The following is an 18,916-nucleotide window of genomic DNA, read 5'->3' on the forward strand; positions in this document are numbered from 1 at the left end:
TGGCTCTGGACGCTATTCCGTACGAACTGCCCCACCGGGTAATGGATTTCGGTGGGATCGCCGACGAAGCGGCGGCGTTGCAGACGTTGACCGCTCGCTACGGGCCTGGCGTCGTCGACCCGGTGGTGCATGCGGCGCGCAGCATGTCGGACACCGAGCTGCAGCAGCGGGCGCACGGATTGCTGCTGCGGGTGCCGGGCGCGAAGTCGTTGGCCGCACAGCTGCACGGGCTGGGCGAGGGTGCTTCGGCGCTGGTCGTGGTGCAGAAGGCCAATGGCCGCACCGAGCGGTTCGTGGTCACCAACCGCGGCGGCACACCGTTGCGGATAGCCCGAAACCGCGGTGTGATAACCGAGTTCGATGCCGGCTCCGACGACGTTTCGGTGAGCCGTGGGTTGCCGTCGGATTCCGAACGGACGTTCGCCGTCGTCTACGACCCGGACGGCCATCCGGTGCACCCGCTCGATCCGGATCGGCCGGTCGTGGCGCCGTCGCAGCTCGCTCCGGCATACGAGCGCGCCAGCCAGTCGGTGTTGCTGTCCGCGATCGGCCTCCAGCAGACGCAGGTCTTCACCGAGGCGACCGAACTGGCCGCGAACTTGGATCTGTCTCGTCGGGAGCTGAACCAGTTGGTGCGGGCGCAGACCCTGCGGATCCTTTCGGAGATCGAAAGCTCGCCGGATCCCCGCCGTGCCGGGCTCGCCCGAAGCCTGAAAGCAAAACTGGCCGAACACGACCAGCTCATCAATCTGTACCGGTTGAATGCGCAGCGGCTGCGTGCGGTAGCGGTGCACCACCGGGCTCTTTCGGAATTCGTGTACGCGGCGCGGCGCCACGGACAGGACACCGAGCAGTACCTCACCCCGGCGGACTGGCGCCGCATTGCGCCGGAGCTCGGGGAGCGTGTGGAGGCCCTGTTCCGCGCGGAACAGGAGATTCAGAACTTCGACCGTCAGCTGCGCCGCCTCAGCGGGAGCGTGAACCTCGACCCCAGGGTGTTCGACAGCTTCGACATTCCGGCCGCGGTGCTGGTGGTGGCAGCGCTGACCGGTAACTCGGACGTTCGCGCGTTGACCAGGGAAGCCTGGCATACCGGGGTGTGGGAATTCGAGGCGTTCGCCGCGATCGGTGGCTGGCCGCGGACCTTCCGCGACCACCAGGCCGTGCACGACAACCTCGACCCTGGCACCGCGATGCTGGTCACCGACCAGCACGGCGACGGAAGCACCAGCAACTACGTGCTGTACAACGACGGTGTCGGGGTCATGGTCTTCGACTGGAACGGCGCTATCGTCCACGACTTCCCGCCGCAGCAGCACCGTCCGGTGGTGGCGACGCAGGCGATCATCCTGCGCCCCGAGGGGCCGGTGGATCCGATGGGCGAGCCGGTCCGGGATCGGCTAGAGGAGTTGGCCGAGCAGCTGGGTGCGCTGCGCCGCCGCGCCACCACCCCCGAACAGCTCGCTCGGGTGTCCGCCGAGATCGACACCATCATCGCCCAGCGGGGCCTGACGCCCGCCGCCGAACCGCAGCCGGCACGCGCCGCGTCCGAGCCGGACAACGCCGGCTCTTCGGTCGACGACCCGACCCCGCTGCGGGCAGAACAGCTGGTGCGCCGGGCCTTGGACCGGGTCGGGCTGCGCAATGTCTCGGACATGCTCGCTACCGGCGGCATCACCGATGCGTGGGGCACGGCGCTGGTCAACCGGGAGCTGTGGAGCGCCAGCGACGACGAGGAGAAGCACGCGTTGCGAATGCTGCACCCGGATGTCCTCGGTGAGGCGGAGGGCATTCCGTGGCAGGTCCGCGACGAGCTGAACCGGGCGGAGCTGGATCGGCTGTGGGCATTGGCCATGGACGAAGGCCACCTCGACGCAGATCTCGAATTCAGCCAGATCCACGACGCGCTGCGACGGGCCGGGGAACAAGCGCAGCAGTCGGGGAATCCGGCGGTGTCGCTGTTGTCGTTCCCGCGGCCAGGGGATGTCCAAGCCCGTGGCCGGGTGGTGCTCGGGTACGGACAGCAGCACGCGCACATGCTGATCGGCGATGTGCCCAGGACCGCCCGGCGCATAGATGAACTGGGAACCGTCGCGGTGGAATCCATGCAGCGGTTCGATGTGGAATGCCGGGGCGTGGAGCGGGCATCGAAACTCGTGGTGTTGCGGCTGGACCTGGCGAGTGTTGCGCGAGGGCGGGCCGCGCACACGGTGGACCTGGTGCATGCAGACGGTGACGACCTGGCGCGGCGGATGGCGGCCGACTCGGCGGTGTGGCAGGCGGAAAACCCCGGTTCGGACCAGGACCTGCGAGAGGTCGAAATGACCGGCGAGCAGGACGGCGAGGCAGTGGTGCAAGCGTCGCTCGGGCAGTCGGCCGACGACAACCTCGATACCTCCGATTCGAATCGTTCTACCGCCGAGCGTGAGTTGTTCGAGCAGCGCACCGGCTTCGACGAGCAGCTACCGGATGAGGTCGGCGCGGACGAGCAGCTGCCGACGGGGCCGATGCACGAGGTGGCCCAGCAGTGGGCGTCCTGGACCGAGGCACAGCGGCGGCACTTCACCCAGGCCCGGCCGGAGCAGGTCGCGGCGGCCGAGGGCCTCGTGGGACCGCACCGCGCCACGGCCGTGTTGCACGAGCTGCAGGTGCGGCTGGACCTGCAGCGCATGATGTCCGGCCTCGGTGTGCCGGAGCAGGACGGCGCGCAGCAGCGGCGGCTGGAAGCCCTGGTGGGGGTGCTGGCGCGGACGAAGCGGTGGCTGGCTGGGTTGGGATGCGAGCTGCAGCCTTTCGCGCTGCCGTTGTCTGACACGGACACGTCCGACCGGGCTGCCGTCGCGACCCGGGACCTCGAAACCGCGATGGAGATCACGGTTCTGGTGTCTGCGGAGGAACCGACGCCGGAGGCGCTGCAGGCCGGCCTCAACCGTGCCGGTCGTTACCACCAGCAGCGCACCGACCGGGCAGCCGAGCAGGCGGTGCTGACCTGGCACGGCACCAACCCTCGGCAGCTTGCCGCGGACCTGGCGAGCCTGGACGAAGCCCGCCGCCAGGCCGACATGTCGTCGGCATCGGGTCGGCCGGTGATCCGGGTGGTCGCCGTCGACGGAGCGGAAGCCTTCGTGGACGAGGCGATGACCGACGCGGCGATGGCCGACCGCACGTTCTGGACCGGGGAATGGCCATCCGAGGGTTGGCTGTCGGATCCGGCGCAGGACGAGCCGCCGGCGGCGCGTCCGTCCGTCGTGTCCGTCGCTCCGGTGGTGGCCCCGGTGTTGGTCGAACCGGTCGAGAAGCTCAACCGAATCCGCCGTGAGCAGGTTCTCGAGTACCGGCGAATGGTGCAGGACTTGGCCGGCCAGATCCGGTCGGAAGGCAGTGAATACGGCTATGTCCGACCGGATTTCGATGCGACCAACCTGCCGGTTGATTCGCCGGAGCGGGCAGAATGGCGAGAGCTGTACCAGGCCGCCGCGGCGGAATTGGCCGACCAGCCGGGAGGACGGCAGTCGGAGCCAGGGGACGAGTCGTTCTGGCTGACCAGCCTGATCGAGGACCCGGACACCGCACCGGAATTGGCTGCCGCGGCCAGGAAGTACCTGTTCTTCCGCAATATCGACGGGGTGCTCGTCGCGGTCGAGTCGTTGGGGCAACTGCTGAACTCGGTCGACCTGTTGGAAGACCTGCTGCACCAGGGATATTTCGCCCAGCAATTCCAGCTCGACCACGACGGTGTCCTGTCGTGGGCGGTCGAGCAGGCCCACCGCCTGGAACAGGTGTACCAGGAATTGCGGCTGGATATGGCGGCCGGCGAGGTCGACGCGGAAGGCGCGGCCCGGATCGCGGACGCCAGAAGCGCGGTGGACGCGATCCTGGCCGAGGTGCAGGCTCGCTCCCTCTCGCTGCCGACTCCCGTCGCCGCAGGACCCGCACTGGCCACGCTCCGGTTCGAATACGCTCTGCGGGCCACAGTGTTGCAGCGCTACTTGGCGCGTGTAGCCGGCGTCCTGCCCGGAATCGATGCGACCGACCCGGAGCGGATGCGTGAGCAGCTGACCAACCCGCAGCGGAGGTTCGTCGGATCCGGTTCCGCGGCACCGGGTGATCGGGCGCTGCTGGGGCGGGTCGAGGAGTTCCTCGCCGTCCGTAGCCGGCTGCACGAGCTCGAGGCGCCGGCGATCCGCAGCCGGCAGCTCGCCGCGCAGCAGGTCGTGCTCGCGAAGCAGTTCGAGGTCGTGCGCCGTGAGCACGTGGCCCGGTTCTCCGAGGACGACGACCTGGTGCCGAAGTCGGTGGCCGTACTGGAGAGGCTGCGCGACCTGCACCGCGCCGCCGAGCCGACCGGTCCCGGCCGCGGCGGGCTCGACCCGGCCCGCCGTCACCGCGGCCTGGGTCGGTTGCTGCAGATCGCCGAGGCATACCAGGCGTTGACCGAGCCGCAGCAGCGGCTCGACCGGCTCACACAGCAGCTGGAAGCCACGGTCGAACGCTGGCAGTCGGCGCACACGACCCTCACCGCACGCAGTGACGATCTGCACGAGGTGGCCCGTTTCCGGCCCACGGACGATGTGGACAGCGCCGCTGCGGCAATCGCCGGGCTGCGCGGCGGCCAGGAGACCGCGCGCAACCGCCTGTTGCGGTTGCTGGACAACCTCGACGACCGGATCAAGAGCGCACTCGGCATCACCACCGAGAACCTGACCACCGACCAGGTACGACAGTGGCAGGATCGGGTGCCGGGCGAGGTCATCCGTCGTCTCGCGGTCGCATACACCGCGTTCGACGAGCGGATCGCCGCGGCCGAGGCCTTCCACGCCGCCGCGGTGGAAGCCAGCCGGATCGACCAGGAGCTGACCGACCTGCTGGTCGAGGCAGCCCAACCGATCCCGACCGTGCCGAACGTCGCACCTGCCGCGGACCTGGCCGACTACGAGCACCCGCCGCGCGCGGCCGAACACCTGGCCGGTGTGGACAAGATTTGTGTGCCGCTCGTGCATGCGGTCCTGCATGCGGTTGTCGAGGGGCCTGCCGTTGCGCGGATGCGTCCGGTGTCGCAGCAGGACGCGACCGTTCGTGTCCAGGGCACCTCGGACCTGGCGATGGCCAGCGGTGCGGATGCGGACTTCCGCACCGAGCCGCTCGGTTACGGCAGCGAGGGCTTGGCCGCGGCGGTGACGGAAATCCGTGGCAGCGCAGATGCGGACGGCAAGCATGCGCTCGCCGGTGTGATGCACCTCGGCCCGTTCGGCGACCACGCCTTCGCCATCGTGCGGGTGACGCAGCAGTTGCTAGAGGAAAACTCGGAGCTGCGGGATCTGGTCGAGCAGGGGCGGCTCGAGCTCGGCCAGATCGTGGTGCACGACAATGGCTTCCCCGATGCGTACGCGGGCCGCTGGATCATCGGTGACGAGGCGATCGACACCTGGGCGCAGGTCGCCGGCCGCGGTGTCGGCCGCATCGACGCGATCGTCTTCGCCGGCCCACGCGACCCGGAGATCCCGCTGCTCGGCCGGCAGCCGCACGGCCTGCCCGAACGCCGGATGATCGGGGCGAGGGAAGGCGACGAGGACGATCTCGCGGTCGGGGACAAGGTCGGGTCATATCGGGCCCGAAGCGAGGCGCGCGCCGCGCGACGGCGCAGTGGAATCCCCACCCCCAAGGACGTGTTCCCCAGCGGTGTCGTGGCCAAGCCGAGTACGGCCGGGCCCGCGGGAACCGGCACGGATGCCGCCTCCGGGCGAACGGACGACGGCGGTTTCGTCTTCGAGTACAGCGACCGGGAAGGTTCGCAGGAGCGGGCGTTCGCCGGGGTGGATGCCAACGGGGTGTTGACCTTCCGGGTCCGAGCCACCCGCCACACTCCGAGCGGGGAGCGGCTGTTCGGTCATCTGATGGAAGCCGTCGGCGGCATGGTGCGTGCGATCCGGGTCGAGTGGGGGCCGCACAGGGACGGGATGACCGACAACCTGGCGGCGTTCAACAAGGCGGTCGCGGCCGCGCTCGAGGAGGATGCCGACGCCGACCTGGCGCAGGTGCTGCGCACGGCGGCGCGGGAGACCTGGACCGGGCGGATGGCAGGCCGCCGTCGTTACGGCTTCACCGAGGTGAGTGTCGAACGTCTGGAAGGCACGCCCGGTGAATACACCGCCGTGGTGGTGTCGTTCACTCGGCCGACGCAAGACATCACTGCTTGGGATGTGGTCTGGTCGGTGCTGGGGACCGTGCTGGGCGAGGACGGGGTCGACGGTGCCGACCTGGATCCGGACCCGGCACGGCGACTGGAAGTGCTCAACTGGGACGGGCCGCTGCCGGAGCACATCGAGGTTTTCGTGCCCGGCGAAGACGGCACACCGCGGCCGTTGCTGCGTATGGCGGTAGCGGAGGAGCGGGCCACGGTCGAACTCGCCGTGTTGCCGGGTCGTCCGGAGCTGGTCGGGTTCGCGATGCGGTTGTTGGCGACACCGCCGACCGAGCTGGTCGACGATCCGTCGGACGAGTACAGTCGGCCCGCCGAACTGATCTCTGGATGGCGTGATCCCAGGTCGGTCGACCGGGTCCTGTCCGTGATGGCGGGGCATGCCGCAAGCCTGGACCTGGACGAGGGGGGGTCGATCACCCTCACGGTGACCGGGGTCCACGGTGCGCGACTGCTGGTCGTCGCGATTACCACGGCAACCGGTTTCACCACCACCCTGCACCTCGGTGAACAAGACGGGTTGTTGGAGGTCGTTGCCGGTCACCCCGATGCCGCGAAGGCCATTGCGGCGGCGACCAGCGACGGCAACCGGCCGCGGCCGGAGAATGCGGGTACGACGCGTCCCGTGGTACCGGCGCAGCAGCCGACGGAAGCAGAAACAGCAGCGGCACAGCGGATGGGCGTCGGCCGTGACGCCGTGGCCGCCGACCAAGGCGACCTCGCCGACCCGGACGCCATCGCCCGGGAACTGAACCGAGCGCTCGCCGAGCACGCCCGCGCCACCGATACTGCGGGCCGCAACCGGCGCCTGCGCGCGAAAATCGCCCAGCTGAGCACACTATTGGGGCATGCCCGCGGCACCGACACTGCGGGCCGGGAGCAGCGCCTGCGCGCGAAAATAGCTCGGCTGAGTAGAATGTTGGGCGATTTCGGCCCGCTGGAAGTGTCCGCTGAGACCTTCGCCAGACTGTCCCGCGCGGGCAAACAGGCCGTGGCGCGCGCCGAAAATGCCCAGAGCACTGTGGTTTTCAGTCACGACCAGGCTGCCTACGACTACGCGGACACCGTGTTCGACGCCCCCGCTGGCGCGAGCACGCCGACGCCGACAGCCATGCTGCTGGTCGGCCCGTTGCCCGCCGGTACCGGCATCAACCCCGCCCGCCCCGGAACCTTTTCCGGGGCACGAATTCTGACCGCACATGAGGCCGCTTGGGAGATCACCCGGCAGCCGGCCCAGCTGCCCGACGGGCAGCCACTGCTGCACCTGCGGGTCCCCGCGGGCACCCGGGTCCACTGGGACGGCAGCCGACGACAGTTGCTGGTGCACGAAGACCTGGAATGGGTGACCACCCGCGTCGTCATCGACGAGCAGGGCCGCGAGCACGTCTACGGTGTCGCGCGCCGGGTCCCACCCGCCCAATGGAACATGCGGTGCCTCCCGGAGGCAGTCATCGACGCGTACGAACACGTCGGCGCTCCCCTACCGGCAGGGTTGGTCGGTGTCCGGGGCGACACGCAGGGTGTGCTGTTGGGGGATGCGCCCTCGGTGACGGGGATCGGGTGGAGCTCGGAGATCGAATCGCTGCAGGAGGCCCACGACCGGGTGGCGCTCGAGGGCGGTGCGGTCGTGGTGACGATGGTGTATAAGGGCGCGAACGGGCAGCCGCCGCAGTGGGGTCACGCGGTGACCTTCAAGCAGCGCGCGGACGGCGTGGTGGTGGTGCACGAGGCAGGCGTGGACGAGGACGTCGCTTTCGACGAGTGGACACCGCCGCCGCCGGACGAGATAGTCGCGGTGTTGGGCATGGCGCTGACCGCCCGTGGCGTCCCCGATCCGGCATACGTCCCCGGCCAGTGGATCCCCGCCGCCGCACGGGCTTTCGCGAACGTCGACATCGGCCGCTTCGGTAAGGGCGGGACGCCGTGGGGCTGGAAGAGGAAGGGATCCGAGGCTGGAGACGAACAGCCTGGGCAGGCGGAAAGTGACATCGCGCCGGACAATCCTGCCGATGCAATTCCCACGGCGGAACCTGCTGAATCCGGCGAGGATACTGCGACACCGACGTCGTCTGATACCCCGCCCGAGGAAGTCGATAGCAAAGAAATATCATTCCTGCGGTTTGTTCGTGCCAATCGCCCATTCCGTCATTCTGTCGTCGCCAATTTAGGGACGAGCGTCGGCACAAATCTCGCCGCGTCGGCGCTTCCCATTCTTGTGATCAACGATTTCGGTCCGGAAGTGGCTGGCACGCTGGCGACGGTCGCCACACTACCTTCGATTGTGGTGCCGCCTATCGCGGGAACTTTCGCGGACCTGTACCCGGTCAAGCGGACGCTGCGGATCAGTGAATGGGCATCGATAGGTGCAGCCATATGGTCGGGCGCAGTGATAGCGGCTGATGATATTCCGTACGAGGTCCCGATGCTTGCCTTGGCGACGCTTGTGGGAGGCGCTGCGGGTGCCCTCTACGGCAGTAGTAGCGATAAAGCGATTCGGACAATGAGTACGGACGGTGGTGTGCCGTCGCGTTCGTACCAGCGCTACGTGGGTTTCCAAAGCCGCATCATGCGATTCACGGCCGCCGGACTCAGTCCGGTTTTGTTGGGTGTGGCCAACTGGCTGCCGTTCGGCCTCAACGCTTTGAGCTCTGCATGGAACTTGAAAGTACTCAACAGCATGCCCGAGATCAACGCCAAGAAAATACAGGTCCCGGAACAGGAAACTACGGAAAAACCAGGGCTTTTGAAGGAGATGCGTGGCAATATCGGGGAAGGTGCGCGCGAGGTGCGCAGAACGCCGACATTGCGCCTTTATGACCGCAGCTACAGTTGGCTCAACGGGTTTCTGGGTTATCAAAGTCTGCTTTTTGTGTCAGCTGTTGCGGAGTCCGATCTTGCCCACTGGGAGCAGGGTGCGGCGCTGCTGTCCGCTACCGCGGGCGGGTTGGCCGGCTCGGCCCTGACGGCGACCAAGAGGCTGGACGAGAAGATCAAAAAAATCGATCAGTTCAGTATCGGAGCTGCCCGGGCGATGTTCGCGGCCAGGATGGCGGCCGTCACCGGAATCATCGGAGTGCAGGCGATGACGGGCGATCCCTGGATCGCCGCCGCCGGCACCGCTCTCGGCTGGACCATCATCGGCGGTGCGGCTGTACCTGCTCAGACATACCAGCAGGACGCCGTGAAGAAAGAACTCCTCCAGCGGGTTAAGTCGCTCGTGAGCATGAGGCTCAATATTGCCTTCGCGGCTGGCCAGATGGCCGCTGGCCAGATGCTAGGTGTCACCGGAGCGGCCGAGACCGCGTTGTTGGGAACCGGCGCCGCATTGGCCACCACGGCCGCCTTCACGGCCGCTACGCCGGAGATCCGTCGGATGTTGCCGCCGCCGCGGGTGCGGGAATGCCTCGAGCACGTAACCAAAGCGCTCCATTGGCTCGGTGGCGACGACGTACAGGCCCTGGAGAAAGGACGCCGGAAGGCCAAGGACCTCGAGGAGGCCATCGGGGCGCAACTGGTCGAAGTCGACCCTGCCCGCATCGCCGATACCGGCGACCCCCTCGCCGCGATCGCAGACGACATCCTGCACCGGAGGAACGGGATCGATACCGCCGTCGTCGTCGTCCAAAAGGGGAAACGAGCACACGCCTATATCCTCACCAATATCGAGGGCGAGGTGTTCGTCATCGATACCCTGATCGACGCCGACACACCCCGAATCCGCCCCTATGAGCAGTGGGATCCCAAATACCGGCGCGTGGACAACGCCTGGATAGCGCCCTTCGCATTCAAACGGAACGACCAATCGGCACCATTCCAACTGTCGGCGCTACTCGAACCCACCGAACCTGGAACACCCCGCTCGCTCCCGACCCGCGACATCACAGGCCCACCCGGGTCGGACTCCGGTGACCGGCCTCGACAGCTGCGCCTGGTGCAGCCTGCCGAGCCGGACAGCAACAACGAACTGGGCTTGTACGGCCGGCTGCTCGAACTGCGGAACAGGTTGCGGGCGCGGCAGCCGCAGCTGTACACAGATCTGGCCTGGGCGCGGGAGCTGACCCCCGGTACGTTGGCGGTGCTGCGATCCGAGCGGGAGCGCCTGGCGGCGGACTTCCACCATTACCTGCAGAGGGAGTTCCCCGGCGACCCGGGGGTGCTGACCCCGGAACGGGTCACCGCGGGGATCAACAATCTGAGCCGTCACGGAAAGTCTCTGCGCACAGGCCCGGATCTGGAATGGTACGACCGCCGCATCGCCGAAGAGCGCGAGTTCACCGCCAACGAAACCCTGTTGCACCGCTTCGACGAGCTCGAGCGCATGCTGCGTGCGGAAGCTGACCGACAGGATGCGGCGGCGGCCCGGTTCCGCGAACTGGTCGGCCAGCTGTTCCCCGACGAGAACATCCGGCCACGCCCGGCGGACCTGACGCGGCTGCGGGCGCTGCGCGACGAGGCGTATCGGCCGGGGGAGCGGGTCCAGTCGACGCGCTACCGCGGCCTGCGCGAGCTGGTCGAAGCAGCACAACAACGCCAGCGGGCCAACGAGCAGCTGCGGCGTCTGAACATACTGGTCGGCCAGTTCCAGGCAGTGGCCGATCAACGCCTCGCGAACTGGTCGGCTGCGGACGAGGTATACCGCAAGGTCACGGAGGTGTTCACTCGGCACGATTGGCCCTTGCGGGAATTGGGTTCGGTCGCGGGTCGGCTGGGCCGGGGTTGGCTGGAAGCGGTCGACGCCCGCATCGATGACCTGCAGTCACAGGTACGACAAGGCCTCGAAGAGTTCTGGTCGGGCAACCCGGACAGCGAGGGTCCGTTGTCGCTCGACGAGGTGCGACGGCTGGCCGAACAGCTGGCGCAGAACCGTTTCGCGCGCGAGGAAAGCGCGCTGCAGGTGCATACCCGGCAGCTGTTGAGCCTGCTCGAGCTCGATCCGGTCGACACGGCCGAGGCATCCCGCGTGCTGTCCGAGCAGGCCGAGGAACTGGACCTGAAACTGTCCGACCTGTCGGCGCAGGTGCTGTTGCGGCCGGTGCTGCCGGATCCGCCGCCGTCCGGGGCACGTGAGCGGGCCGACCGGATCTGGGAACGCAAAGCGGGATACGACAGTGTCGGTCAGTTTTTCGAATCGTTGAGCGCCGACGACCGGTGGACCCTGGCCGAGGGTGGGCTGTCCGACAAGGCGCCACCGGCCTTGGCCGGGATCCCGGCCCGGTGGCGCAACCGGATCAACCGGTACGAGCTCGTCCACCGTCAGGCCGAAGGCCAGGACGTCCGGGAGCTGGTGGAGGTCCTGACCTGGGCCGAGCGACAGGTGGTGCGGCTGCCCGGCCACCCGCCGGTGCACCTGCTGACGCTCGACGAGCCGACGGTCGCCCTCGGCGATGTCGACACCACCGAGACGGCATCGGTAGTCGAAATCGGCGGGGAAGGGGAGCTGCCGACCGGGCTCACCCACGCCACGGAGCAATTCGCGGCATTGGTGCTGGAAGGCGAGCGGGAGCGCCGCGATGAGAATCCGGCGGTGGTCGTCCGCGCTGCTACCGACGAGACCGCGTGGTTCTGGTTCAGCGAGGAGTTGACGCAGACGCGTCAGCACTACAACGTCTATGCCCTTCCCGGCGGTCTCGGACCGGAACCCGTTCTCACGTATCCCCGGAATACGGGTGGGTCGACGCGTCAGGATCAGAGCGGACCCGACACCGACGGCCTCGCGGACTACCGCGGCCCCAACCGGTCCATGCTGCGGCCGCTGCTGGAGCACGCCTTGGAAGGGCAGTCCGCGGACTGCACCACGCACGTCATCGTCAACGCCACCGGCCTGGATCCCCGTTCGCTCCTGGACCCGCGCAAACCTGGCCGCAACGCCGACGAGTTCAGTGCTCCGTTGGCGGGGATCTGGTTCAAGGGCGGGTTCGATACCGACCGCCTGCACTGGACCCGGTCCGGGATATGGGAGCAGGGCGGTCCCGGGGCTCGGAACAAGACGGCCTGGGACAAGATCGCCGACCAGCTGGTGCAGATGCGGTTCCCAGGAGCGACCGCCGCGGTTGTCGACGAAGCCGACGGGCTGTCCGCCTCGCCGAATGTGGTGGGCGGGCACGCCTACGAGCTGGAATACCGGGGCAAGGACGAGCTCGGTCGCCCGATCATCATCGAGCGGCACTGGATTCGCAGTGAGGCGTCGGCGAATGCTATCGAACGCCCTGAAGCGACCATGGTCGAAAAGCCCTACCGGTGGGGCCAGGACCGGCCCGGGGTCGCCCGCAGCTACGCGATGTTCCGCTTCCGCGACGGAACCGCGTGGGTGCCGCCGGAGCAGGGGCCCGCCGTCTACACCGAGGGCAATGGAGAACCCGGGATCGACAAGCCGGCCACCCGGATCGGTCGCGCTTTGCCGCCGATCGGGTCCGGCGACGACTCCGCTCGGTACCGGCCGCGGCTGTCGGTGAAGCTGGTGGATGCGCAGTTCGCGGCCGATGTCGCCCGTCGGCAGCTGCATCGCGACCGCGACGCCGCGGTACGCGGCACGGACTCGAAACAGCCCACCGCCGAGCTGGAAAACACCGGCGGTGACCCGAACCGACTGCGGGCGATCCACGAAACCGAACAGCATGAGCGGCTGCTCGAGGTGAACCGTGCGCACACCGCCGCGTGGGTGGAACTCGGGTACTGGGCCGAGCGGACCAAGCACATGGCCGAGCAGCTCGGTGAGGACCTGTCGAAGGACGGGTCGCTCACCCGGTTGCTCGGGCTCGAGGCGGACGCTGCCGGTCGTCGGGAATTGCTGGAATGCGCGCAGGCGTACCAGGGCGCGATCGACAAGTTCACCGTTGTCGACCGTGAGCTGACGGAATTGTTGGCAGCGTTGCGGATCCAGCCCGAGGACGTCTACCTTCCACCGGCGCACGCGGACCTGGTCGCGGCGGTGCAGACGCTCGCCGACCTGGTCGGGCCGGAATGGGTCCGCCGCCCCGACCGTCCCGGCTTCGGTGGCTCACCCAACGACCTGACCGCCGCCCTTGGCGGGCGGTTGCTGCGCTATCCGGGTCACGGCTATCTGGTTCGGGAGTTGCGGCGCCTGGGGCGGGGTTCTTGTGTGCTGGTGGTGGATGCGGATGGCGCGAGCCTGCGCCGGTATGTGCTGACCAACATGGACGGCACGATCATGATGATCGACCGCCTCACCGGAGCGTTGCGCGAATTCGTCCCCGGCAGCGACAGGTTCCGAATTGTCGAAGGGGCCTTCTTCGGTCCCGACAAACGCCCGGTTCACCCGGTCGACGGCGACTGGGACCCGGTCCCGCAGTTCGACACCAACCCGTCGCAGCGACGCCGCGAGGAAGCCTTCCGGCTCTATGCCGCCACGGTTACCCGACTTCGGCAGGACGGACGTCCCGACGGCGAACTCGGCCGGTTGCACGACCTGGCCGGACAGCGCCTGTCGGCGATGCTGAACCACTTCGCCACCACCGTCGAATACGGCGAGCTGGCACAGGAACTCGGTTTGGACGCGAAGGCGCTGACTGTGCAGCAACTGGAGCAGTTGCGGCAGACACCCGAACCGCCGCGCGAGGAGCCGAGCGGAATCGTGCGGATCGGTGACCTGCGGGACATGCCCGCGCGGCCGGTGACCGAGTTGACTCGGCTCGCCGCCGAACTGGTCCGGTTGGACGGGCAGGTGCGCGAGCTGGACCGGCAGCTGGCCGACGGAATCGATGCGTTGCCGCAGCCCACACTCGCTCCGGAAGCCCTCGACCAGTTCTGCGCCCCGGCGGCGGTGACGGTGGCCGCGGTGGTGACCGGCAATCCGGACATCCGGTTGCTCGGCTGGGACAACAGCGAACGCGGCACCCCGAACTATGTGACCGCCGCCGCGCTCGGCGCCCAGTCGCGCACGTTCGTCGGGGGAGACGAGCAGATGCGGCGGGTGTTGCGGGCGCTGGGTGACGGCGCGGTCATCGTGGTCGCCGATCGCTATCAGGGCGATGCAGGCGAACACGCCTACGCCCTGGTCAATGTGCGCGGTCGGATCGCGGTCGTCGACTGGGGCGGCGCGGAAATCTACACCGGACCGCGGATTGCCGGTGCGGATGTCGAGGTAGCCGAAGGCTTCGTCTTCACAGCGGCCAAAGTCCCGCTGCACCCGATAGCCGAGGATGTCCGCGCGCAACTGATCGAGCTGGCCGGCCGGCGCGACGAGTCGCTGCGAGCGGACGACCCGGAAGCAGCGGACGAGGCCCACCGCGAGGCCTACGACCTGCTCTATGGCCCCGGTGAGACCGAACCGCCACAGTATTCGACCGGATTCAGCCGGACGATCCGGTCGCTTTTCGAGGACCTCGACACCACGGTGCTGTCGGGGGTGCTGGCCCCGCTGCGGGAGCGGCTGCGCATTGTCGACGAGGGCTGGGACCACGATGTCCGCTTCGACACCGAAGGCATGCTCTGGTCGGAAATCGATGACCTGCGCGAACAGCTGCGGGCTTTCGGCCCGGCACTGCAGCGCGTCGGCTGGGGAACATGGCATGAGGTCATGCTCGACCAGCTCGCCGAGGATGCGCGCAAAGCCGTGCTGGTCCGTGTCGACCTCGAAGCACCACGCACGCTGCGGTGGACGGCGCAAGGCTGGGCCGAGATCACCGACGCGCCGGCCGCCGCGGACCATGATGGTGCGGAAGGCGATGTCGGTGAACGGATAGCGAAGCTGCTGCGAGAGCGCGACGAACTGCTGGACCGACACGGGATGACGCTGCACGGCCAGCGGACACCGTGGGGCATAAGGCCCATGCCGGTGGCGGAGATGGTCGCGCGTCAGCGGGCGTACATCGATGATCAGCTTGCCCGGCTGGCCACCCGGGTCGGGGTCGAGCAGGCGCTGCTCGACCGGGCCACGATGGGCCGCGCAGGCCGATCGGACGACCACGGCCGGCTCGGGTTGCGCCGACAGCAGGCCGAACTGGCCCGGCTGGCGGAGGTCCTGACACTCCTGCACGACCTGCAAGGCGATCAGCCGCCGCCTCCGCGACCGGAGCTGAATCCGTCGCTGTCGGAGCCCCCGACGACGGTCGAAGATCCGGCGGTCCTGGACTTCGACCTGATCGGCAACCGGATTTCTCGACTGCGTGACGTGCGCGCCGAACTGGCTGGCCGGTTGGGGCTCGAAGACCTTGGGTTGTCGCCGGATTCGGCGGAATTGGCCGACGCCCGGCGTGCGGCCGACGCGGACTGGGTGGCGTTGGCCGCGGCGCTGGGGGTGGATCCGACGGTGCTCGCAGACCTGCCGCTGGACATCGTCGGCGACCCGGCCGACCTGGCGTCGGATGATCCGTTGCGGCTGGTGGCCGAACGGTTCCGGAAAGCGGCCGAACAGCGGGCCGAGATCATGGCCAGGGCCGCCGATGTCGTTCGGCTGACCGCGGTGGTCGTCGAGTTCGACGAAGCGAAACGGGTGTTCGACGACGAAGTGTCGCGACGCTATCACCGCAACCCCCACGCGCCGCGCGGCAGTTGGCTCGGGCCGCACATCAACCGCATCCCGGCGGTCGATGGCAAGCCCGAGAAGCTGGTGGTCGTCGCGATGGTCGGCCGCCACGAGCAGGCACTGCGGGAGTTGGCCGCCGAACGGCCCGAGTTCGCCGATGTGCTGGCGCCGGCTTCGCCGTACCAGGTCGAAGCGGTGGAGGTCCGACCGGGACGCGAGGGGACGGTCGAGGGCCGTTGGCGTCGGATGCCACCCAGGGAACCGGACAACGCTGAACTCGGCGCGCGGCTGTTGGATGCGTATCTCACCTACCGCCGCCAGAAACTGCTGGTCGGGCCCATCGGGTTCGATACATGGCTGAAGTCGCTCGGCGGCTTCGATACCACGACCACATTCGCGGAGCTGACCACGCGGATCGCCGCGGACTCCGACGTCGATTCGCTCAGCGCGCACGAGATCGAGTTCAGCGCGCGCGAGGTAATCCGCAGGCTGATCACCGAAGACAGCCCCGCCAGATGGCGCACGCCGCAGCCAGGCCGCCCGACCTCCACCACCACGACGACGATCGAAGTCGGCGGTGTCTCCATCCAGATTCGGATGGCTTCCGACGGCCAGGGCGGGTTCGTGGTCGCCCAGTCCGAATACGCCAGAAATGACCCCGGGGCCGTGATTTCGGAGGCTTTCGCCGGCTGGAGCGCGTCCAGCGAGCAGAAGCTGGCGGACAAGATCGAGGAGGCACTGAAACGCGGCAAGGTGGACCTGGTCGCCGAAACCGCTGTCGTGCGGGAAGAATCCGACGACGACTGGCAGCGGCACTTCGAGCTGGAGCTCGCAAAATCCGCACGGCTGCTGCCGGAGGACTTCCCACCCGCGCAGGTCGACGAGGTCCTCCGCCGGATCCGGGCCATGGCGGCGGAATTCGCCGACCGCGGCCACGGCGACTGGCACGCCACCATCCTGGAGTGGCTCGACGCTCCCGCACAGCAGACGGCTGCCCCGGCAGCGAGTCAGGTCCCGGACCTGATTGCCCGTCGCTCGCCCCTGCCGCCGGAAGGCGACGGTTTCGCGGAGTGGATGAACGTCACCGGGCACGCGCCGGACGCCGAAGACGGCCCGTTCAACTGTGGTCCGCTGGTGCAATGGTTCGTCCGCGACGCCGCCGGCGGCAACGCGGGCGCGGCGATGACCACCCTGGCGGATTGGAACGACCAGGCCATCGCGCTGTCCGGCATGGACAAGGTCGAGCTCGTCGCGGGCATGAACATCGGTTGGGCCGAGCAGCATTTCGGTATCGGTATCGCAGGCCTGGCCGCCATGGTCGAACATGTACGCCAAGTCGGCGGGGTCTTGGTCGGCGGTGTCGACCCGGCGGACAACGGCCTCGGCCACGCTTTCGCCGTAGCGAGGGTGGACGAGGATTTCGCCAGGAAGATGAACGCCTTGCCTGCCTCGGCGCGCGGCGAGGCCTTCGTGGAGGGCGAGGTGGTCGTCTTCGACAACGCCAGAGGCGGTCTGCTGCGTGGCGAGGAAGTCGACGACTGGGTGGTCTCCGGTTGGGTCGGTTTCGCGGAGGTCCACGTGGCGGGCCTGGACGCCGACGGCGCGGCGATGGTGGATGAAGATGAACTCGACGCCGAGGTGCAGGCGCGCCGTGGTCCGGCGCTGAGGCTGGGAGCGGGACCGGAGTCGCCGTCTGACCGACCCTCGCCGGACGGAATCGGCGGGGCGAACGAGACCAGCCCGCCTGACACGGGAATAGAGCGGAGTGACGACCTCGGGCAGTCGACGCATCGGGCGGAGTTCGTGGTGCGTGCGAAGCGCGCATCTGACAACGGGCCGGTGGTGATCTGGCTGGGCTACAGCAGGATCGAGTTGACGCCTGGGAGACCGGTGTCGTTCGGGCGCGGCGACATCGATCCCGAAGACAGGTTCCGGACCCGATTCCAGGACGTGGCGCCCGAGCACGTCACTTTCGGGGTGGAGCCGGATGGACGTGTCTGGATCGAAGATCTTGGGACACCGGGCGGTACCGATCTTGTCCACTACAAGATTGGTCCTGTTCGAGTCGAACCCGGCCATCGGGTGTATCTGAGTGGGCACGAAACCGTTCTGCTGGGTGTGAATTTCGCCGGAACACCGCGCATTTTCCATCCGCTTGCGATGGCGCCGCTGCCCGATCACGTGGCGCGGGGCCGCGATCTGCTGGCCGGTCTGGACTATGTTGCGGTCGCCGGGATGGTGCGCGACGATCTTCCGTCCGATCCAGGGTTGGAGGAAATAGCTCGACTGCAGCGATTCGATGAATTGCCGACAGTGGTCGACCCGACCGGCGTCGACGCAGTGGTGGCCTCGGAGGGTCGGGAGTTCTTCCGGGGTGTCACCGATCCGACGCACGTCGCAGAGTTCGAGTCCGGTCGGTATTTCGCCGGCAGGCCGGCGAAAGGGTACACCTCCGGCAACGGAATCTATGTGACGACTCGGGAAGCCGCCGCACTGGACTACGCAGAGAATAGGCCGGACGGTGTGATCCGGATGGCGCTGCGACCGGGTGCCCGCGTGATCCCTGCTCTGGACTTGCGTGAGGAACAACAGGCGGTCCTCGGTGAACTCCATGACGAGCTGTCGCGACTGGAAGCGCGACCGCAGACTTCCGGTATCGCGGACGAGCTGGCGCTGATACAGGCGCGGTTGGCCGTTCTGTCGGATCTGGGGCGGTACGCCGCGGTCCGGGGATACGACGCATTCACGACCGCCGGCAGCATGACGAAGCATCACGCCGACTACTGGGTGGTCTTGAACCGGTCCGCACTCGTAGTGCAGGGGCAGGGGATGCCGCATCCCATGGCAGACGCCGGCCAGGGTGGATTCGACGACGGCGGCGACGGCGCGATGGGCATCGCGATGCGGGCAGCCGGCATCTGGGCGGGGCTGTATCACGGTGCTGGACAGCAGATCCGGGCCGCAGTCGCCCGGCTCGGTTTCGGCCGCGGCTCCGGCGCATCGACATCCGAGTTGCCGGATGCGACTGTTCCCCGGTCGGCGATGTCCGATCCGGGGCGGGTGCCGCGGACCTGTGGTCCCGTCGGTTTGCGGTTCGGTCGGGACGAGTTGGGTCTGCCGGTGAAGGTTCCGAGGCTGACCGGCAAGGTTCGTGCCAAGGGTTTGTCGGGTGTCGATATCGCCCTGGCCGCGGGTGGCAACTGGCAGGGTTTCCGGTTGGTTTCGCAGATGGT

At 68.1% G+C, this 18,916-nt stretch carries 1 protein-coding gene (only partly in view); it reads left to right on the forward strand.

Annotation, left to right across the window (positions count from 1 at the left end):
* Window positions 1-18,916, forward strand: part of the annotated coding region (locus AB4Z47_RS23730) for an MFS transporter (RefSeq protein ID WP_441953649.1) (this coding region is incomplete at both ends). Its footprint begins 44,632 nt before the window's first position; 18,916 of its 63,548 annotated nt are in view.

This window comes from Nocardia sp. 2TAF39 (assembly GCF_052114905.1).
Classification (GTDB): Bacteria; Actinomycetota; Actinomycetes; order Mycobacteriales; family Mycobacteriaceae; genus Nocardia.